Source organism: Caballeronia sp. Lep1P3 (assembly GCF_022879595.1).
In the GTDB taxonomy this organism is placed as follows: Bacteria; Pseudomonadota; Gammaproteobacteria; order Burkholderiales; family Burkholderiaceae; genus Caballeronia.
The window spans coordinates 2,238,984-2,258,153 of sequence record NZ_CP084265.1; the positions used below are offsets into that span (position 1 = coordinate 2,238,984).

At 63.4% G+C, this 19,170-nt stretch carries 19 protein-coding genes, 1 tRNA gene and 1 pseudogene; 11 read left to right on the forward strand and 10 right to left on the reverse strand.

Translation table 11 applies throughout. From position 1 onward, the window contains the following. Position 1: 1 nt before the first annotated feature. A complete protein-coding gene (locus tag LDZ27_RS10520) occupies positions 2 to 5,047 on the forward strand; it encodes a colicin E3/pyocin S6 family cytotoxin (RefSeq protein ID WP_244814030.1) in 5,046 nt (1,681 codons plus the stop codon). Here LDZ27_RS10520 and LDZ27_RS10525 read toward each other — a convergent pair. Further along, positions 4,943 to 6,325, reverse strand: a pseudogene (locus LDZ27_RS10525) (IS5 family transposase); the annotation flags it as partial. The gene LDZ27_RS10520 and the pseudogene LDZ27_RS10525 overlap by 105 nt on opposite strands. A gap of 128 nt (positions 6,326 to 6,453) precedes the next feature. On the opposite strand from LDZ27_RS10525, the gene LDZ27_RS10530 reads away from it, so the two are divergent. The 5 genes from LDZ27_RS10530 to LDZ27_RS10550 all read left to right on the forward strand — a co-directional run bounded on the left by LDZ27_RS10530 (position 6,454) and on the right by LDZ27_RS10550 (position 8,812). Next, positions 6,454 to 6,717, forward strand: coding sequence for a hypothetical protein (locus tag LDZ27_RS10530; protein WP_244814031.1), 264 nt, complete (start codon positions 6,454 to 6,456; stop codon positions 6,715 to 6,717). Between the two features lie 64 nt (positions 6,718 to 6,781). Beyond that, on the forward strand, positions 6,782 to 7,279 hold the full coding sequence (locus tag LDZ27_RS10535) for an Imm21 family immunity protein (protein WP_244814032.1): 498 nt from the start codon (positions 6,782 to 6,784) through the stop codon (positions 7,277 to 7,279). A gap of 144 nt (positions 7,280 to 7,423) precedes the next feature. Beyond that, positions 7,424 to 7,810 carry an Imm10 family immunity protein gene (locus LDZ27_RS10540; protein WP_244814033.1) on the forward strand — a complete coding sequence of 129 codons (387 nt, stop codon included), beginning with the start codon at positions 7,424 to 7,426 and terminating at the stop codon, positions 7,808 to 7,810. Positions 7,811 to 7,818: 8 nt separating this feature from the next. Continuing rightward, on the forward strand, positions 7,819 to 8,079 hold the full coding sequence (locus LDZ27_RS10545) for a PAAR domain-containing protein (RefSeq protein WP_244814034.1): 261 nt from the start codon (positions 7,819 to 7,821) through the stop codon (positions 8,077 to 8,079). A gap of 412 nt (positions 8,080 to 8,491) precedes the next feature. Next, positions 8,492 to 8,812, forward strand: a complete 321-nt coding sequence (locus LDZ27_RS10550) for a hypothetical protein (protein WP_244814035.1) — start codon at positions 8,492 to 8,494, stop codon at positions 8,810 to 8,812. Position 8,813: 1 nt separating this feature from the next. On the opposite strand, the gene LDZ27_RS10555 is transcribed toward LDZ27_RS10550, so the two are convergent. Together LDZ27_RS10555 and LDZ27_RS10560 are read right to left on the reverse strand one after the other, a co-directional pair. Next, a complete protein-coding gene (locus LDZ27_RS10555) occupies positions 8,814 to 8,972 on the reverse strand; it encodes a hypothetical protein (RefSeq protein WP_244814036.1) in 159 nt (52 codons plus the stop codon). A gap of 18 nt (positions 8,973 to 8,990) precedes the next feature. Continuing rightward, positions 8,991 to 9,149, reverse strand: a complete 159-nt coding sequence (locus tag LDZ27_RS10560; protein WP_244814037.1) for a hypothetical protein — start codon at positions 9,147 to 9,149, stop codon at positions 8,991 to 8,993. Positions 9,150 to 9,265: 116 nt separating this feature from the next. Here LDZ27_RS10560 and LDZ27_RS10565 point away from each other — a divergent pair, with 116 nt between their 5' ends. After that, a complete protein-coding gene (locus tag LDZ27_RS10565) occupies positions 9,266 to 9,763 on the forward strand; it encodes a TonB family protein (protein ID WP_244814038.1) in 498 nt (165 codons plus the stop codon). Between the two features lie 326 nt (positions 9,764 to 10,089). Next, positions 10,090 to 11,394, forward strand: a complete 1,305-nt coding sequence (locus LDZ27_RS10570; protein ID WP_244814039.1) for an MFS transporter — start codon at positions 10,090 to 10,092, stop codon at positions 11,392 to 11,394. A gap of 21 nt (positions 11,395 to 11,415) precedes the next feature. Here LDZ27_RS10570 and opgC read toward each other — a convergent pair whose 3' ends face one another. After that, on the reverse strand, positions 11,416 to 12,600 hold the full coding sequence (gene opgC, locus LDZ27_RS10575) for an OpgC domain-containing protein (protein ID WP_244814040.1): 1,185 nt from the start codon (positions 12,598 to 12,600) through the stop codon (positions 11,416 to 11,418). 222 nt (positions 12,601 to 12,822) lie between these two features. Here opgC and LDZ27_RS10580 point away from each other — a divergent pair, with 222 nt between their 5' ends. Both LDZ27_RS10580 and LDZ27_RS10585 read left to right on the forward strand, forming a co-directional pair. After that, positions 12,823 to 13,002 (forward strand): hypothetical protein, encoded by a 180-nt coding sequence (locus LDZ27_RS10580; RefSeq protein ID WP_244814041.1) that lies wholly within the window; start codon positions 12,823 to 12,825, stop codon positions 13,000 to 13,002. Between the two features lie 263 nt (positions 13,003 to 13,265). Beyond that, a complete protein-coding gene (locus LDZ27_RS10585) occupies positions 13,266 to 14,645 on the forward strand; it encodes a chloride channel protein (RefSeq protein ID WP_244814042.1) in 1,380 nt (459 codons plus the stop codon). A 129-nt stretch (positions 14,646 to 14,774) separates the two neighbouring features. Here the strand turns inward: LDZ27_RS10585 and minE are convergent, their stop codons facing one another. The 5 genes from minE to map form a co-directional block, all read right to left on the reverse strand. Beyond that, the gene (gene minE, locus LDZ27_RS10590) at positions 14,775 to 15,029 is read right to left on the reverse strand and encodes a cell division topological specificity factor MinE (protein ID WP_008350955.1); all 255 of its coding nucleotides are present in this window, start codon (positions 15,027 to 15,029) and stop codon (positions 14,775 to 14,777) included. A gap of 9 nt (positions 15,030 to 15,038) precedes the next feature. Beyond that, entirely contained in the window at positions 15,039 to 15,854 is an 816-nt protein-coding gene (gene minD, locus LDZ27_RS10595) for a septum site-determining protein MinD (protein ID WP_244814043.1), read from the reverse strand. A gap of 79 nt (positions 15,855 to 15,933) precedes the next feature. After that, the gene (gene minC, locus LDZ27_RS10600) at positions 15,934 to 16,716 is read right to left on the reverse strand and encodes a septum site-determining protein MinC (RefSeq protein WP_244814044.1); all 783 of its coding nucleotides are present in this window, start codon (positions 16,714 to 16,716) and stop codon (positions 15,934 to 15,936) included. A 163-nt stretch (positions 16,717 to 16,879) separates the two neighbouring features. Continuing rightward, entirely contained in the window at positions 16,880 to 17,404 is a 525-nt protein-coding gene (locus tag LDZ27_RS10605) for a GNAT family N-acetyltransferase (RefSeq protein WP_244814045.1), read from the reverse strand. A 181-nt stretch (positions 17,405 to 17,585) separates the two neighbouring features. Continuing rightward, entirely contained in the window at positions 17,586 to 18,368 is a 783-nt protein-coding gene (gene map, locus LDZ27_RS10610; protein WP_244814046.1) for a type I methionyl aminopeptidase, read from the reverse strand. A 213-nt stretch (positions 18,369 to 18,581) separates the two neighbouring features. Here map and LDZ27_RS10615 point away from each other — a divergent pair, with 213 nt between their 5' ends. Continuing rightward, complete coding sequence (locus LDZ27_RS10615) at positions 18,582 to 18,932, forward strand: hypothetical protein (RefSeq protein WP_244814047.1); 351 nt, start codon at positions 18,582 to 18,584, stop codon at positions 18,930 to 18,932. A 103-nt stretch (positions 18,933 to 19,035) separates the two neighbouring features. Here the strand turns inward: LDZ27_RS10615 and LDZ27_RS10620 are convergent. Beyond that, a tRNA-Ser gene (locus LDZ27_RS10620) sits at positions 19,036 to 19,126 on the reverse strand. Positions 19,127 to 19,170 lie beyond the last annotated feature (44 nt).

A 19,170-nucleotide genomic window follows, 5' to 3' on the forward strand; every position in this document is an offset into this window, starting at 1 on the left:
GATGGCAACAACGGAAACAGCAAGCAAGCCCGCGCCGCGTCAGATACCGGAAGGCATCAAGCACAACGCGGAAGCACGGCGCGTCGTGCCTTACGACATCACGCCGAAGAACCCGACGCCGAAAACGACGCCTCAACTCAAGCAGGTCGCGGTCCAATCGGTCGAGAACCACGGCCACGAAATCTTCGTCCAGTGCCTCTACATGCTGCCGGTGGTCGGCAACGCGATGTCGCTTTATGACGTAGGCACTGACATTTATCGCATTTGCAGCAAGCCGGGCGAAGCCAAGACGCTGACGGCATGGGGCATTCTCGCGATCGACGCCATCGGCGTGGTTCCGGCTGCGGGCAACGCGAGCCGTCCCGCGCGCGCGGTCGTGAAGGAAGTGTTGCTCGCGTTTGCCAAGGGCGCGGCGATATCGGTGCTGGTCGACCTGTTCTGGGCGACGGCGGGCGGCGACGTGATCGCGTTCATGGAAGAGTTGGACCACAAGCTCAAGTGGTGGCAGCAGGACATCGATCACGGCGTGTACAAAGCGTCGCAAACCGTGCGCAGCTTCGTCCAAAACCCCGTGTCGGCGGCGCAGCAGATGCGCCTCCTCGAGAAGAATACGGGCTTTCTATCGTGGATACCGTCGGGCGAGACCATCGCGCTGCACGGCATCGACGAGTTGCTGAAGGTGTCCGGCCAGCGTCAGACGATCCTCAAGTGGCTCGATGACTTCGACCGCAACCGCAGCGCGATGCTCAAACAGGCATTCGGCGATGTGGCCACCGCCGGCTCGCTCATCTTCATGGCCGCGCAGATCGTCGCCGAGATCAAAGCGCGCAAGGCGCGCGGCGTTCCTTCGCATTCGGCGCACGCCGCGCCCGGGACCGCGCACGAGCCGCACGTCAAATCCGGCGAACACCGAGAAACGACGCAAATGGGCGCGAAGGCGAGCGACCTGCCGACCAAGAAGGGCTGCGGCTGTCCGGCCACCGCCAGCCCGAAGCCCGTCAATTACGCGCTGGGTGACGAACATCTGGAGCAGACCGACTTCGCGCTCGACGGCATCGTGCCGATCGTGTGGACGCGCAGCTATCGCTCCAGCCTTGCCGCCTACGACGACAGCCCGCTCGGTGCGCGCTGGTCGAGTCCGTATCACCTGTCGCTCGAAGAGCGCGACGGCGCGTTGACCTTCTTCGACCCGGACAACCGCGCCGTGCCGCTGCCGAAGGTCGAGGTGGGCGAAGCGGTCGAGGTGCCGACCGAGCAATTGACGGTGAGCCGCCCCGACCGGCGCAGCGTGCGACTGGCGTACCCCGATGGCGCGCGCGAGGACTACGAACTGCACGGCACGACCACGCGGATTCGGTATCGCCTCACCGCGCGCACCGGTCGCGACGGCCTCGGGCTGAGCTTCGGCTACAACGAAAGCGGCGAACTCGTCACGATCGGCGACGGCGCAGAAAACAACCTGCGGCTCGAATACGAGCGCGGGCGCGTCGCTGCGATCTATCGGAACGGCGTCGCGGGCCTCGAGCGTGAAGCGATCGCCCGCTACGCCTACAGCGAGCAAGGCGACCTGATCGAGCATCAGGACGTGCTCGGCCATACGCGCGCCTACGCCTATCAGCATCACCTGCTCACGCGCTATACGGATTTCAACGGCAAGCGCGCCAATCTCGAATGGGACTGGACCGGCAAGCGCTCGGGCGTGCCCGCGCCCGTCGATGCGCGCTGTGTTCGGACGTGGCTGGGCGACGAAGCCGACGCTCGGGTGGAAATTATGGCGCGGCAGGATATGCGCGACGAAACGCGCTTCGAGTATCACCGCGAGCATTGGTACACCAAAGTCACCGACGCGGACGGCCACGCGACGATGCACCGCTACGACCAGCACAACCGCATCGTGTTGGTCGAATACCCGGACGGCACCAGCGACGCGTTCAACTGGAACGAGAACAATCAACTCGTCAGCACGAAAAACGCGCTCGGGCAGGTCCAGCGCTTCGAATACGATGCGCAGGGGCGCGTGACGGCAGTTACCAATGCCCTCTCTCAGACCACGCGCACCGAGTACAACGCCGACGGCTTGCCGGTGAAGGTCACGGACGCCAACGGCGACACCACGACGACCGATTACGACGCGCTCGGGCGTCCCGTATCCGTGACCGATCCGGCAGGCCGCACCACGCAATATTCGTGGAGCGGCAACGGGCGTCTGCTCTCGCTGACCGACCCGAAAGGCGGCGTGAAGCGCTTTCGCTATGACGGCGGCGGCCGGCTGGCCGAATCGACCGACTGCTCGGGCCATTCGACGCATTTCGGTCACGACGAGCGCGGCCATCTGTCTCGCGTGACCGATGCCGAAGGCAATCAGACGGTCTACCGGCGCGATGCGCGCGGGCAAATCAAGACGATCACGCGCGCCGATGGCGTCGAAGAACAACTCACATGGGACGGCAACGGCAATCTCAAAACCTACCGCGACGGCGCGGGTCAGGTGACGGAATACACGTACACGCCGCTTAACCAGATCAGTTCGCGCAATGTCGTCGATCGCCGCACGGTGAGCTTCGAGGAGCGGTGGAATCACAGCGTCCGGTACACCTATGACAAACGGGGACGGCTCGTCCAACTCACCAACGAGAACCGCGACACCACGACGTTCCGATATGACTCGCTCGGGCAACTGATCGAAGAAACGGGCTTCGACGGGCGCGCGATCAACTACGAATGGGACGACGCGGGACGGCTGGTGGCTTCGCGTGAAGGCGACACCACCACGCGCTACGAGCGCGACCCGCTCGGGCGGTTGACGAAGCGCGATGTGAACGGGCACGCTTCTGAGCGCTTCTACTATGATGCGCGCGGACGGCTCGTGACTGCGCAGAGCAGCGGCAGCAAGGTCCGTCTGCATTACGACGATGCGGACAACCTGATCGCCGAAGAACAACTGATCCATCCGGGCGGCGGCGACTATCTGAGCGTCACGCGCCACGAATACGACGCGCTCGGCAACCGCGCAAAGACGATCCTGCCGAACACACGCACGATCGACTGGCTGCGCTACGGCTCGGGCCACGTGCATGGCGTCCTGCTCGACGGCAAGCCGCTGCTGGACTTCGAGCGCGACAAGCTGCATCGGGAGACTGGCCGCACGCATCGCAGCTTCACGCAGTCGCGGCAGTACGATCCGGTTGGACGGCTCAAGCAAATGTCCGTGCGCCATGCGAGCGCGGCGAATCTGGCCGCCGAACTCGCGGGGCGCAAGTTTCACTACAGCGCGGCGGGGCATCTCGCGCGCATCGACGATCGCGCGCGCGGCGCGACCGAATACACCTATGACCCGGTCGGACGGTTGCTGCGTTCGGTTACATCCGATCTGAAAGAAGTGTTCGCCTATGACTTGGCGGGCAATCGCGTCGATCCCGAGAAGGTGGCCGCGCGCCCCGTGGTCGAGTCGGTCGAGGAGCGCGCGACGCGCGAAGCACGCGAGAAGGCTGACGACGACGCATGGCTGCGCGCGCATCCCGGCGAACGCTACGCGCCGGCCCGACCGAACCGGCTCTGGGAGGGCGACAAGAAGATTCGCGCGTGGCGCGAGGCGCTGCCCAAGTGCATCGGCAATGTGCTGAAGGAACTCGACCGCGTGAAGTATGAATATGACGCGCGCGGGAACCTGATCGCCAAGACCGACGCGGACGGCGTGCGGTGGCGGTACGAGTGGGACGCGGCGAATCGGCTCAAGGAAGCGCGACGCTATCCGCGCATTCCATCGCAATTCGATCAGCGGTATGGCGGGCAGCAAGTCGACCCGGACCCGCAGCCGGAGCTTGTGGCGCGGTACGGCTATGACGCCTTCGATCGGCGCGTGTACAAGCGCGTGCAGGCCGCGAGCGGCCCGAGCGAGACGACGCTCTTCACATGGGACGGCGACGTGCTGCTCATGGAAGAGCGCTTCGAGGCATTGCCAAGCGAGTACGGGCGCGAACGCAGGTCCGAGAATCGCGGATTCAGCATCGTGCGCGAAGATGCGAGCGACGAGTACTCGCTGCCGGTCGCGCAGCGCATGCACTCGCTCGATGGCGGTTATCAGTGGACGCGGGCGTCGCTCTACCTGCACGAACCGGGGACGTTCGTGCCGCTCGCGCGGCTGGACGAAACGTTGGTCGAACCGGCGTTTCTCGCAACCGGCACGGACGGCCAGTTCGTGCAGGTGCCGGCGAAGTCACGGCATGCGACGCTGTTCTATCAGAACGACCATCTCGGCACGCCGCAGGAATTGGTCGATGATTCGGGTAAGGTGGTGTGGCTCGCGCGGTACAAGGCGTGGGGTGGATTGAAGCGTGCGCCTTACGGCAAGCCGGACCCGAATGAGGCGGATAACGCGATTCGGTTTCAGGGGCAGTACCAGGACGAAGAAACCGGACTGCACTACAACCGGCATCGGTATTATGATCCGCGAAACGGGCGCTATATATCTCAGGACCCCATTGGGCTTGAGGGCGGCCTCAATCCATTCGAGTTTGCCCCCAACCCTGTTTCTTGGATTGACCCTCTTGGGCTGAGTAACAAATATATCCCGGCACCTAAGGACTTGCCCGGCTTCCCAGATGCAATACGCGCAAAGCCAAAGACTTCCGTTCAACGTGGCGGAGGTCTAAGAAAGCGATGGAAGCGCGCCGATGGCTGCATCTGTGAATGGGATTCTCAGCATGGCGAAGTGGAGGTTTACAACAAACGAGGCAAGCACCTAGGCGCCTTCGACGCCACGACAGGAAATCCCATCGCAGGGAAAGCTGCCAACCCCAGAAGGACTATTGAGTCTCACCTGCAAAATTCGATCTCGCTCGCGCGTGCTCCCGAGTGGTCGATCGGGGCGCAGTCCCACCTTTCCATCTCGGACGGTCGCGCGGGGCGCGAACAAGGCTTCGGGCGAGTCTTTGAACCAGCAGCGCAGCCACGCAAGAACAAAAAATATGGGCGCAAGCCCCAGGCGGACGATGGCGCGCAACAGCCAGCGCAAGTTGTAGCCCGCCGCGCACAACACTGCGTGTAACGCGTCGCCGATTTGCCCTTTTAGCCAGCAACGCCGCATGCCGTGCTCCTGTTTTACGTGCCCGATGATCGGCTCGATCGCTTGGCGGCGCTTTAACCACTTTCGCTGCGTACTGCTTAGCGCCTTGTGTTTACCTCGATGAATCAGCTGCACCGGCGCAACATCGGCATCCACACCGCGAAATCCGAGGTCGGCCAGCACGATCTTCGGCGTCGGCGTGCCCGGCAAATCCTGCAGCAAGATGTTCGTTTGTTCAAGTTGCGCGGCCAGCGTGTGCCCGTCGTAAGGGTTGCCTGCAAACGAGCGCGCACCGACGATCAGACCCTGCTTCTCCGTGATCGCGAGACTGACTTTGACACCGAATTCGTAGGGCTGGCGGGCCTTGCCTTTGGATATGCATTCCACTTCTGGCGCGTGAAGCGCGTAGAGTTTGTGCTTGTCCTTCGCACGCTGACGGCAGATACGCCAGGCGCGCTCCAGCCAGATTCGCAAGGATGCCTGTTGCTCAGCGGATGCACCCGATAATTTGCGTTCGATGTCACGCAGCAATCGTCCGAGTATCGTGCGCTGACGCTTGAGCACCCGGCGCAGACGCTTGAACTGTTTGGCATGCGCATAGCCGCCTGCCCGGCGACGCAACTGTTTCCCCTCGCGCTGGTAGGTCTGCTTGAGCGTCAGTCCGGCGCGTTGGGCGAGCCTTGCGAGTTTTCCTCGTGCAACCTCCAGCAAGCGGCTGTCAGTCGGGTAGGCAATTGCTTTCTCCTGGACCGTCGTATCGACAATCACGCGCTCGAACTCGGCCGGCCTTACGGCTTTCATTTGCACGGCCGCCGCAATTGTTGTCGCGAGCATCTCCTCGACGCCGGCTTCGCCCAGCGCCTGCCGAAAGCGCACGAGGTTGGTCGGATCGCATGGCAGGCGCGGCTGGAAATAGTCCTCGCCGCAGAAGTACTGGAAGTACACGTCTTGTGCCCAGCGCTCGCAAACCGACTCATCACTTTCGTTGTATGCGTGCTTCAGGTAGAGCAGTCCGACCATCAGCCGGGTCGACAGGCGCGGACGTCCGGCAGCGCTATGGCCCGCGCCCGCCAGCTTGGGCGCCGTGCCGAACAGATCAACCTCTGCGCTCAGCCGGCCTTCGCGAGCACGCCGCTCGAAGATCGGTGTCAACGTCGCTTCTATCGACGTCCAGGGCATTCGGTTAGCCAGTACGGCCAGCGGGTGCCGCAAATCGATCATTGCATCCAGGCGGCTGCGGAAGAAATCCGGTGTGCTCATCGGCGCTTCTCACTCCCAGAACATAGGCCAATTCCATATTGGAACTGGGAGTTCCGCAACCCTCTGTTTGCACCTATTACCACGCAGCGCCTGGCTTCACGGCATTCTGCAAGACCGACTATTGAACCATGAGTAAATTTGAATTACATCGATATGTGTCGGCGTTCGAGAAGAACGGCGACGCGCATGTTTGCGACGTCGAGTTCGTTGAGGTACCCCGCATGAGTTTTCTGCAAGCAACTTTCAATGTACCCGCCGAGGACCCAATGTACGACATCGCAGCCATAGACATACGCATCGCCGAGGAACTCAGACCGTATCTTCCGTATGCGTTGGACCTCCAAAGCTACGATTATTTTCTGGAATGCGATCAACAGGAGAGAAGCGATTGACATTAAGCGTGCAGCCCAAAGCAGGCTGGCCGAGTCACTCAGGCTATAAGGAGGGCAATGATTCATGAGTAAGTTCAAGTTCTCGTCATGGCTGTCAAGTTCTGAGGGGCCCCTCGTCGTTATGGACGAGGCCAAAGCCGCTTCGTGGAACGGGATCGATGGCCAACCATCAGACTACGATCTCGCATGTCAGACGCGCGACTACACAAGCAAGCTAACAGTGCATGGCGCGGGGGCGCTAGTGCTTGCAGACGAGCCGTTGCAAACGGCCATTGCTACGGCGGCCGATACGCTTTTGCTTGTGAGATGGAAATGGGCGGACGGCGAAGCCGATGTGCAAGCGGAAGTCGAGAAAATGGATCTCGGTACCGTTTCTTATGTTGAGAAGTTGGACGTCGAATGGATCGATAGACAGCTTGTCATGTTCGACGCGGCAGATGTGTTCGATCCCCGAAGGTGTCTAGCTTTCGTAACTAGTTCACGCAGAAACAAAATATTGACCTTCATGTACGAGCCTACCCCTCGTACATCCCTTTTGGTTCATGCTTTCAACCCGTTCTGAACGACGCAAGTGTTCAAGGAGAGTACTGGATGACCTCAATTGCATGCGTCGGCGACACTACCACTCGCGGCGGTCGCGTCATCACCGCCTCGGACGCGATGGACATCCATGATGGCCGGTCGCAAACGAAGGGTGCAAACAACCATGAAGCTGAAGTTCACGGCCGGCGACGTAAGCTATGCACTGGAAGATGGCATCCATATGCTCAGTTTGGTTGATGATCCAAGCTCGCCTCACGACTACGTAATATTTCAACGAGGCACTGATTTCGACGACCAAGATCGTGCCTTGGGCCAGGATACATACTACGTAGAGATCGCTGAGAATGGCGTCGCAGGATATGGCGGCGTCGCTTCAATATCCTATCGGGACCGTGCTCTAGAGATTCGCCTCGAGGGAAATGCGAAATGGCGACAGCGTCTAGAACTGGTAGAAGTCGAGTTTAAGACCAGTTCCGCCCAGTCTGAAATGCTCAAGCAGGGCTTACTGAATGTATTTGCAGGAACATCCACCGACTTATCTTTTTCTTAAGAAATGCGATGACTTCAATTGCATGCGTAGGCGACACCACCACTCACGGCGGTCGCGTCATCACCGGCTCGGACACGATGGACATACTTGGCAAGCAGGTCGCCCGCGTCGGCGACCTTGTATCGTGCCCCGAACACGGCACGAACATCATCGTCCAAGGGTCCGACATGCTGACCGACACCAACGGCCAGCACGTCGCGTTGCACGGGCATCTGACGGCGTGCGGTTCCCGGTTGCTCGCCTACGGAGAACACGGGTCGATCGAGTGAGCGCATTCCGAGGCGCTATGTGTCCGCACTTGATGCGCAAGGTGCGCAAGGGTACGAAAGGCATGAACCCTAAGTTTCGGGTACCACAATACCACGCTGCTTCGCGGACCCGTCTCCCTGCCCCTTTGCGCTCGACATCGCCTCTAACGCTTCAACCGAAAATTCAGACAAACCGCATATCAATCCCTCAAGCCCCAACGTATCTTGACAACGCTCCTGCCGCACGTATCCCCCACATCGTGCGACGGGAGGCTTCAATGGGAAGGTTGGCATTGGCCTCGCGAAATTACGCGAGGCCTTTTTTTCGCCGACGCGCGAAATCATCCTCGTCGCAGAAGAGACGAAACCGACTGAACGCCGCCCATCGCCCGCACTCTAACCGCGCTCGACGACTCAACGCGGACCTCTGCCCATGAAGCGCGCTGGCCTGACAAGCTCCATCCTGACGCTCGCCTGCTGGTGCGTCGCCGCACCGGCTCACGCCGATGCCCCGCCAAACGCCCAATGGCGCGCCGCCGAAACGACCCTCTTCGATCTCGTACAGAACGGCTACGGCATCGTCGCGGTGACGAGCGTCGCCACGCGGTCGTCGGGCTTGCCTGAAGACACGTACATCCTGCAAAAGACGAACAGCGTGTACCGCTGCGTCGAAACGCGCGCGGGAGAATCGGCGGCATCGCACTCGAGCGCACCGCCACGCTGCGCCGAACTGGTCAAGCCCTATACCCGCTAGCTCAGTTATCGTCGGACCTCACCGGCCGCTCGTGCGGCGCCGGCTCGGCCTTGTCGGCGTCGGGCGTAACGGCGGCCGGATCGTCGTTCGTGGGTGGCTCCGGCTGCTGCGCGGGCGCATCGGCGCCGCTCTTCGTGACGGGATCGTTGGCAGATGGCATGTCATCCTCCGCAAGCCTTCAGCCCACCGGTGCCTCGCCCTCGCCCGGCTGTTTGCCGGGATGATCGTGCGGCGCCTGCTTGCGGCCCTCGTCGTCGCGCTCCGGCAGCTTGCTTTTCTCGTTGTCGCTGTGCTCGACCGGCTGGGCGTCATCGGGACGATTCGGTTCGCTGCTCATGGCTCCCTCCGTTGTACGTTCGAATGTGTCATCGCAACGTGAGCAAATCTCGCACCCGGAAGCGCGTTTTCCTGTCTACGATGTAGACATCGCTCCCCAAGCCGACTTTCATCGCCATGATCGCATCGCCCAGCGGGACTATCCGAACTATCGCGGCCTGCCTTGCCATATCGTCTCTACTCACGACGACGGCCTGCACCATCACGCCGCCGCCGAGCGTCGTGGAGGCGCGCGCCGCCGCACCCAGGGCGGTGCCGGCCGCCACGCTCGACGACTACAAGGCGCGCATCGCGCAACGCATCTTCGAGCGCAATCCGTCGCTCGTGCTGCACGGCACGCCGCAGGCCATGCTTCGCTCGTTCGTGCTCGTTTCCTTCACGGTGGATCGCGGCGGGCGGCTCGTGCGGTCGTCGGTGTATCGCACCAATGGCGACGACGAAGCCGAAGCCACCGCGCTCGCCTCGCTTCGACGCGCTGCGCCCTTGCCCGCGCCGCCCGCGCGTTTGCTGAACGGCAGCGGCCAGATCGAGCTGTTCGAAGGCTGGATGTTCAACGACAACGGACAGTTCCAGTTGCAGACATCGCACTCGCCGCAGGCGACGAGCATCGACTAGCCGGCTCACGCCTTCGCATGGCGCTCGCCCGGCGCGCTCGCTATAATTTTCGGCACCCCTGCCGGCCCCGTCCGGCGCGGCCTTCGCCGTGCGCCCACCCGGCGCGTCGTGCGAAGCGCCGAGGCCCGCGCGTGGCGCTCATTGCGCCGCCATACGCCCGCCACGCCCGCTTAGCGCACCACTCCCGCGCAGTTCGAGCCATCGCGCCGCATTCCCGAAGACGCATGACCGCACGCTCATCCGGCGCGCGCGTCGCCCATTGCCGTCGATGCGCGGCACCGTTTCATACACTCGCATTACAAAGCAATACGACAAACGGAGACACCATGTCATCACCCTCGCTTTCCGCCGCCAAGCCCGGCGACAAAGCCCAAAGCACCTCGCGCGTGATTTTCGCGAGCTTCATCGGCACCGCGATCGAGTTCTACGACTTCTACGTGTACGCGACCGCCGCCGCGCTCGTCATCGGACCGGTGTTCTTTCCGCACGGCTCGCCCGCCGCGCAAGCGTTGTCCGCGTTCGTCACGTTCGGGATCGCGTTCCTCGCGCGGCCCGTCGGCTCGTTTCTGTTCGGCCATTTCGGCGATCGCGTCGGACGCAAATCGACGCTCGTCGCCTCGCTGCTCGTGATGGGGCTTTCGACGACGCTCATCGGCTTCGTGCCGGGCTACGACTCGATCGGCAGCCTCGCGCCCGTGCTGTTGTGCGTGCTGCGCTTCGGGCAAGGCATCGGTCTTGGCGGCGAATGGGGCGGCGCGGCGCTGCTCGCCACCGAATATGCGCCGCAAGGCAAGCGCGGCCTGTTCGGGATGTTCCCGCAGCTCGGGCCGTCGGTCGGTTTTCTGGCGTCGAACGGGCTCTTTTTCGGTCTCGCGATTTCGCTGTCGGACGCGCAGTTCCGCAGCTGGGGCTGGCGCGTGCCGTTCATCGTCAGTTCGGTGCTCGTCGCGCTCGGGCTTTACGTGCGCCTGAAAATCGCGGAGACGCCCGCGTTTCGCGCCGCGCTCGAGCGCAAGGAGCGCGTGCGCGTGCCGATCGCGACGCTGCTCGGCCGCTATCTCGCGCCGACGCTGCTCGGCGCGCTCGCGATGGTCGTCTGCTACACGCTCTTTTATATTTCGACGGTGTTCTCGCTGTCCTACGGCGTCGCGACGCTGCACTTCTCGCGCGAGAAGTTCCTCGGCCTGCTCTGCTTCGCCGTGCTCTTCATGGCGATCGCCACGCCGATCTCGGCCATCGCGAGCGACCGCTTCGGCCGCAAGCCGGTGCTCATCGTCGGCTGTGCCGCGGCGATCCTCTCCGGCTTCGCGATGCAGCCGCTGCTCGGAAGCGGCAATACGGCCTACGTCGCCCTTTTCCTGACGATCGAACTGTTCCTGATGGGCGTGACGTTCGCGCCGATGGGCGCGCTCTTGCCCGAACTTTTCCCGACCAACGTGCGTTACACCGGTGCGGGCGTCGCGTACAACCTCGGCGGGATTCTGGGCGCATCGGTGGCGCCGTATATCGCGCAACTGCTCGCGAATCGCGGCGGGCTGGCGTGGGTGGGCGGCTACGTGTCGGCGGCGGCGGCGGTAAGCCTGCTCGCAGTGCTGGCGATGCGCGAAACGCGCGACATCGCGCTCGAATGAATTCGGCGCGCTTGCCCGGACTCAGCGCTCGCGGCGGTTGCCCGCGTGCGCGGCAACGGGCCTTCCATCGACGACAGGCAAACGCGGCCGCGCGCGCGCGTCTTCGGCGGCCCTGGCAGCGTGCGTCGCCTTGCGCGCTGCCCAGAAGCGCGCGAGCCATAGCAGAAAGCCGACCGCAATCGCATCCGCGACGAGCCCCGCGAACCAGTGCGACGGATACCGCCCGAGGTTCTCGACGCCCATCGCCCGCAGCGCCGAATCCAGCGCGAGCGACACGCACGCGCCCGCGATGAAACACACGAGCCCCTGCTGCCCGACCGTCACCACGGAAGGCAGCTTGTGCGCGAGCTTGCCGATCCATCCGGCATAGACCGCCCGCGCGACGATCCACGCGACCGCGCCGAAACTCACGATGCGCAGCGTCGCGAGGTTCTGCTTCATATATCCGGGCGGCGCCTGCGTCTCCAGAAAGAGCTTGGCGAACGCGAACGTCAGCGCGAGGCCGATGGCCGCGCATGTCAGCACGCGCGCGGTCCGGCCGGCGTGGAAGTCGTCGCTGATCGGCTGCACGCGCGCGAGCACGCCCGTCATGAACATGAGCTGCCACGCGAGCGGATTGAACGACCACGCCTGCGCATACGACGCCGGCAGCGCGTTCGCCAGCGGCGTCGCGGCGAGCCAGACGAGCAGGCTGCCGAACATCGCGACGATCGGCCGGCGCGCGGCGAGCGGCACGACGGCCGGCACCGCGAGCGCGAAGAGCGCATACATCGGCAGGACGGAAGACAGATACGGCTGCTGGCGCAAGAGCGCCACATCGAAGACGAGGCCGAACGGACGCGCGAGCAGCGCCGGCCATGCCGTGTACGCGAGCATCGGCGAATCGATCTTGAGCAGCATCAGAAGCGCGCCGCCGATCAGCATCAGAAACGCGGTCAGCAGATACGCACGATAAATCTCCCAGCTGCGCCTGAAAAAGCGTCGGCGAGCGGCGCTATTGCTGCGGCGAGTCGCAAGCGCCGTATATGCCGCCGCCGACGCGTAACCGCCGAGAAACACGAACACTTCCGCCGAATCGCAGAACGCGTATTCGTGCAGCGTGAAATGCGACAGCACGCTTCCCGATATATGGTCCACCGCAATGACGAGCAGGACGATTCCCCGAAAGAAATCGACTTCGAGCGAACGTGTCGTCGGGGAAGTCATCTGGCGAATGCTCCTCGGACTGCGGTCGGGCGCGCCTGCCGGATGGTCGCGCGCATACGGGGTTTGTACCTAGCGTCGAAACAAGATTCCCCTGGCAACGTATATTCAAGGTAACACCCGGAGTCAGTCGGCAAGCTGGCGGCAGAATGACTTTCCTGTCCGCTTGGACCCGCGCCTTGCGACCGCCGATGGACAAAAACGGGGCATCGAATGGAGGCCGTCATGCGCATTCATCTGCAAAGCTCGCATCTCGTGGCGATGATCGCCATCGCGCTCTCGGTGGCGCTCTTGCTCGCGATCCGGTTCCGTCCGAAGACATGGCGCGGCGTGGTCTGCGAAGCGCTGGTCGCCAATCTCGGCGCCATCGCGGCGATCGTCGCGTTCGAAGTGCTGACTACCTGACAATTTTCGCGACGACCTTTCGAATGCGTTGAACTTCGGCAAGAGCGGGCGGTCGGACTCTGCAATGCCGTTCAAGCCGCCCAGAACGGGCGGCTTGAACGGCGCACTTCTCCTCTCCGCTCCCGGTAGAACGGGGGCGTTTCCTGGGCGCTCGGCGAAAGCCTCGCGCCTATTCTTTTTTCTGGCTTCGCTTCTCCCGCAGGCGCTCGCGCGGATGTTTTCGGGATGATCGCTATAATCGGCGCTTTGCCGGTGGCCATCGCATGTTCAGAGCGCTTCGTTCCCTCTCGACTATCACCACGCGCCGCACGCGCAGTCTCTGGCGGCGCTACGGCATCTTCTGGCTCGGCGCCATTCTCGTCGGTCTCGTCGCCGTGTACTACGCGCGGCTCATCGACTGGGGCTACGGCCTCTTCATGCACTATCGCGCGGAATATGCGTGGCTGCCGCTCATCGTGACGCCGGCGGTCGCGGCGCTGTGCGTCTTCGTCACGCGCAGTTTCTTTCGCGGCTCGGAGGGCAGCGGCATTCCGCAGGTCATCGCGGTGCTGAACAGTCCGACATCGGCGGCGGGCGGGCGGCTGCTCACCGTGAAGATTCTCGCGAGCAAGATCGCCGTGTCGTTTCTGGCGATCCTCGGCGGCTTCACGATTGGCCGCGAAGGTCCGACCGTGCAGGTCGGCGCGGCGCTCATGTTCAACATGCGGCGCTTTTATCCGCGCTCGAATGCGCTGATCGAACGCCAGCTCGTCCTGGCCGGCGCGGCGGCGGGTTTATCGGCGGCGTTCAACACGCCGCTCGCGGGCATCGTGTTCGCCATCGAGGAACTCACGCGCAGCTTCGAAGTGCGCGCGAGCGGCGTGCTCATCACGGGCATCATCATCGCGGGCGTCGTCGCGCTCGGGCTCAACGGCAATTACACGTACTTCGGCACCATCGACATCGGCGCGCATTTCCCGAAGCTGCTCGCCGTGGCGGTCGTCGTGACGGGAGTCCTGACCGGCATCGCGGGCGGCCTCTTCTGCTGGCTCTTGCTCAATACGAGCAAGTGGATTCCCGCGCCGCTGCGCAGGCTGCATGCGTCGCAGCCGGTCGCGTTCGCGGCGCTGTGCGGTCTCGTCATCGCGGCGGTCGGCCTGGTGTCGGGCGGCACGACGTTCGGCAGCGGCTACGCGGAAGCGCGCGGTCTGCTCGAAGGACGCGAGCATCTGTCGGCGTTTTATCCGCTCCTCAAGATGGTCTCGATGATCGGCTCGTATCTTCCCGGCATTCCGGGCGGCATCTTCGCGCCGTCGCTGTCGATCGGCGCGGGCTTCGGCAACGTGCTGCACATGGTCTTCGCGGACATGCAATTGCCGATGCTCATCGCGCTCGCGATGGTCGGCTATCTCGCCGCCGTGACGCAGTCGCCGATCACCGCGTTCGTCATCGTGATGGAGATGATCAACGGCCATGCGCTCGTGATCTCGCTGATGGCGACCGCGCTCATTTCCAGCCGCGTCTCGCGCGCGTTCGCACCGCCGCTCTACGAAGCGCTGTCGGAACGTTACATGACGCCGCTCGCGCATCCCGAGGCGCCTTCGCCGGAAGTGCCGGACGCGGGCGAGGAGCCCGTTACCGAGGACGCCGCCGCGCAGAAATGAGTACGCGCAAAACGGCTCGCAAACGATAGCGCATGAAAGCAAAAAGCCAGGACCGGCCGGTCCTGGCTTTTTATATGGCTACCCGCGATGCGATGCGATGCGATGCGAATGCGAATGCGAATGCAGGCGCTACGCCTGCGGAATCTCTATCTTCACTTCCAGCACCTCGAGATCGTCCTGACGTTCGAGGCTCACTCGAATATCGTCGTCGGAAATCTTCACGTACTTCGAAATCACGGCAACCAGTTCCCGTTGCAACGCCGGCAGATAATCGGCGGCGGCTTTGCCACCCGCGCGCTCGTGCGCAATGATCAACTGCAAGCGTTCCTTCGCGACCGTAGCGGACTTCTTCTTCTCGCCCAGCAAAAACGAAAGAATCGACATTGCGTCCCCTTACTTGGTGCCGAAGATGCGTTGCAGCAGACCGGGCTTCTGATAATCGGTGAAGCGCAGCGCCTTTTCCTCGCCGAGGAAACGCGACACCACGTCCTTGTACGATTCCGCGACATCCGTGCCGTCCAGGTGCACGGCCGGCAAACCCTGATTCGACGCGTGCAGCACCGCTTCGGATTCGGGAATCACGCCGATCAGCTCGATGCGCAGGATTTCCTGGATGTCGCTGAGCGACAGCATCTCGCCCTCGGACACGCGCTTCGGGTTGTAGCGCGTGATGAGCAGATGCTCCTTCACGGGCTCCTTGCCTTCCATCGCGCGCTTCGTCTTCGACGCGAGAATGCCGAGAATGCGGTCCGAGTCGCGCACGGACGAGACTTCCGGATTCGTCACGATGAGCGCTTCGTCGGCGAAGTGCATTGCCATGAGCGCGCCCGACTCGATGCCGGCGGGCGAATCGCAGACGATGTACTCGAAGTCCATCTTGATGAGTTCGTTGATGACCTTCTCGACGCCTTCGAGCGTGAGCGCGTCCTTGTCACGCGTTTGAGACGCGGGAAGGATGTAAAGGTTCTCGCACTTCTTGTCCTTGATGAGCGCCTGGTGAAGATTCGCTTCGCCCTGGATCACGTTGATGAGGTCGTACACCACGCGGCGTTCGCAGCCCATGATGAGGTCGAGGTTGCGCAGACCGACGTCGAAGTCGATCACGGCCGTCTTGTGGCCGCGTATGGCGAGCGCCGACGCGAAGCTCGCGCTGGTGGTCGTCTTCCCGACGCCGCCCTTCCCCGAAGTCACCACAATGATTTTTGCCATACAAGTACCTTGTGTTCGTCAAATAGGTCCGCTCGCGGCTCCCGAGCACGCGCGCGCCAGTCGCATGCGGCGCGCGGCTTCAGGTGAGACGCAGCGGTTCGATCATCAGTTTTTCTTCGTCCAGCCAGATCTGCACGGGCTTGCTCGCCACATCGGCGGGAAGCGGGTTCTCGGTGGTGCGGTAGATTCCCGCGATGGAAATGAGTTCCGGCTCGAGGCAGGTGCAGAAGATCCGCGCGTCGAGATTGCCGTGCACGCCCGCGAGCGCGCGGCCACGCAACGGCGCATAGACGTGGATGTTGCCTTCCGCGATGACCTCGGCGCCATACGACACGAGGCCGAGCACGATCAGGTCGCCCTTCGCGTAGACCTGCTGGCCGGAACGCAGCGGCCGGTCGATGATGGTCGCCGGTTGCGGCAGCGCGGGCGGCGGCTCCTTCGCGACGGCCGCTTCGATGACGGCGGCGGCTTCCGTGTTCGGCTTCGCTTCGTCGACCGAGGGCTTCGGCGCGCCGCGCCGGTCGCGTGCTTCGAGCACGGGCAGCCCGCCCGCGCTCGCCCATTGAATCGCCCACGTCTGCGACGGCTGCGCGACGATGCCCACAGGCCGCATGCGCACGCTCTTCAAAAGCGCTTCGACGTCGGCGAGCGAAACCTTCTCGCCTTCGCCGCCGTTCCCCTGACTCGCGAGACGGCGCACGTCGATGGCGACGACATCGCCCGCGAAGAATTCGGGCGTCGCTTCGAAGCGCCGCGTGAGTTCGGCGCGAAGGGCATCGAGGTCGGGAGTCTTGACGACGAAGAGAAGCGTGTCGACGGAGCCGCTGCGCAGTTCGAAGAAGGGCGTTTTGTTGAGCGACATAGGAACGAGCAAAAATTTTGCGTATTTTACAGGCGTACACGCGCGCGGCCATATATTTTGCGGCCGATTTTCAGCGATCGGCGACGATGACGGCGTGACGGCGACAGCGTGCGAGGCAGCACGCTCGGAGGGCGCGCGGAAGTGGCGCCCGGCAAGAGAAGGCTTAGAGGTCTTGGCCCGACTTCATGTGGCGCACGTAGAGCGATTCGGCTTCCTGCTCGTGCGAAGGCATCGCGCGGCGATCGCCGGTCGGACCGAATCCGAGGCGCTCGTAGAAGCGCATCGCGGTGCGGTTTTCATCGGCGATCCACGCGTGCACTTCCGATGCGCCCTGATCCGCGAGCCATTGCGACGCGAAGTTGACGAGCAACTCGCCGCCGCGCAGATGACGCACCGCCGGCGCGACCCACAACGCGCTCACGAAGGCGCGCTTGCCATCCGTCTCTTCGATGAACGCATGCACGAGCCCCGCCGGATGTCCTTCCGTATAGAGCAGAAACGTGGCGACCCTCGGCGAGCTTGCGTGAAGCGCGGCGGCTTCGCCGAACGCCGACGGATCGACGAGCAGCGCATCTTCCAGCGTCTCGCCGAACGCATAGGGCGCTTCGCGCAGCGACGCGGTGCGAAGCTCGCGCAGAACCGCGCCCTGTTGCGCGGCGATGCGGCTGACGGTCAGTGAGGGACTCATGCGGGCAATTATCTCTCTGGCTTGCTGGCTCTGCCTGAGCGCCTGACGGCGGCGCAGGCACATGGCCCATTCGCGTAGCTTCAACCGAACGGGCGAGCCCGTCAATTGCTAAATCCGTGGAAAGTGCCTTACAGCGCACACCGAGCGCGCGCCGCGACGCCGCTTGCCTGCGCTCGAGCGCTCATGGCGCCGGATAAGCGCCCGTTCCGTCCGGCCACGGCGTGAGCACTTCGAAGCCGTCGTCGGTGACGGCAACCATGTGCTCCCACTGCGCGGACAGCGAGCGGTCCTTGGTCGTCACGGTCCAGCCATCGCGCGACTGCTGCGTGGCCGCGCGGCCCGCGTTGATCATCGGCTCGATGGTGAAGACGAGACCCGGCTTCAGCCGCAGACCCGCGCCGCGCTGACCGTAGTGCAGCACCTGCGGGTCCTCGTGATACACGCGGCCGATACCGTGGCCGCAATATTCGCGCACCACCGAGAAGCCCTCGCGATGCGCGACCGACTGTATCGCAAAGCCGATGTCGCCGAGCGTCGCGCCGGGACGCACCGCGCGAATGCCCGCGACCATCGCTTCGTACGTCGTCTCGGTGAGACGGCGCGCTTCCTTGTTCGGCGTGCCGGCGTAGTACATGCGGCTCGTGTCGCCGAAGTAGCCGTCCTTGATGATCGCGACGTCGATGTTGATGATGTCGCCGTCCTTCAGTTCCTTCGGGCCGGGAATGCCGTGGCAGACGACGTGATTGACCGACGTGCATACCGTCTTCGGAAAGCCCATGTAGCCGACGTTCGCCGGAGTGGCCTTCAGTTCCTCGACGATGAAGCGGTTGCAGATCGCGTCCAGTTCGTCCGTGGTGACGCCGGGGCGCACGTGTTCACCGATCATCGCGAGGACTTCGGCGGCCAGGCGGCCTGAAATGCGCAGTTTTTCGATGTCGGCGGGAGTCTTGAGCGTGATGGCCATTGAGCGATGCGGATGAATTCGTGCGGCCTTGCGCGCGGGTGCCGAGCCGCCGATCGCGACCATTCGACGCGCGCCGCGCACGAGGACAATGGGGCCGATGATAGCATTGGTGCTCTTGCCGACGGATTGCCGGCAGTCGATAGCGGCTTTAACGCAGCGTCTTCGCGCGAACCTCCGGTCTTTGACCGCGAGCGCGCCTTCCTACGGAGCCTTATGACTTTGCATCGCCTTCCCTTCGCTCTCGCTCTGGCTTCGGCCGTCGGCACGCTTGCCGCGTGCGGCTCGACCAGCGAGCCGGAACTGCGGGCATCGAAGCCCGTGATCTATGTGTCGTCGGCGCGGGCTGCGTCGGATATATCGGAGTGCCTGCAGCGCAGGCTGCCTTCGGCGCGGCTCACGCGGAATCAGGGAACGACGGAGCTTCTCGTTGGATCGAACGCGTGGCTCGTGACCCTGACGCCGTCGGGCTATGGATCGATCGTCAAAGTTCAGCAATCCGCCAGCGACGATGGCGGCGTGCCGGAACCGGAACTGAGGTTCGATGTGGCGCGCTGTACCGTGTAGCACGCGGCGCTTCGGGCGCAGGCCGCGCCCGAACCGGAGACATCGCCGCGCCCGAAAAGCGAAAAACCCCGCAAGTCTTGTCGACTTGCGGGGTTTGGAATTTTGGCGGAAAGGGTGGGATTCGAACCCACGGTACGGGGATACCGTACGCCTGATTTCGAGTCAGGTACATTCGACCACTCTGCCACCTTTCCGTCTACCAGCGTGCTTCTGCCGGCCTTCGTCGAACGGGTCGCTG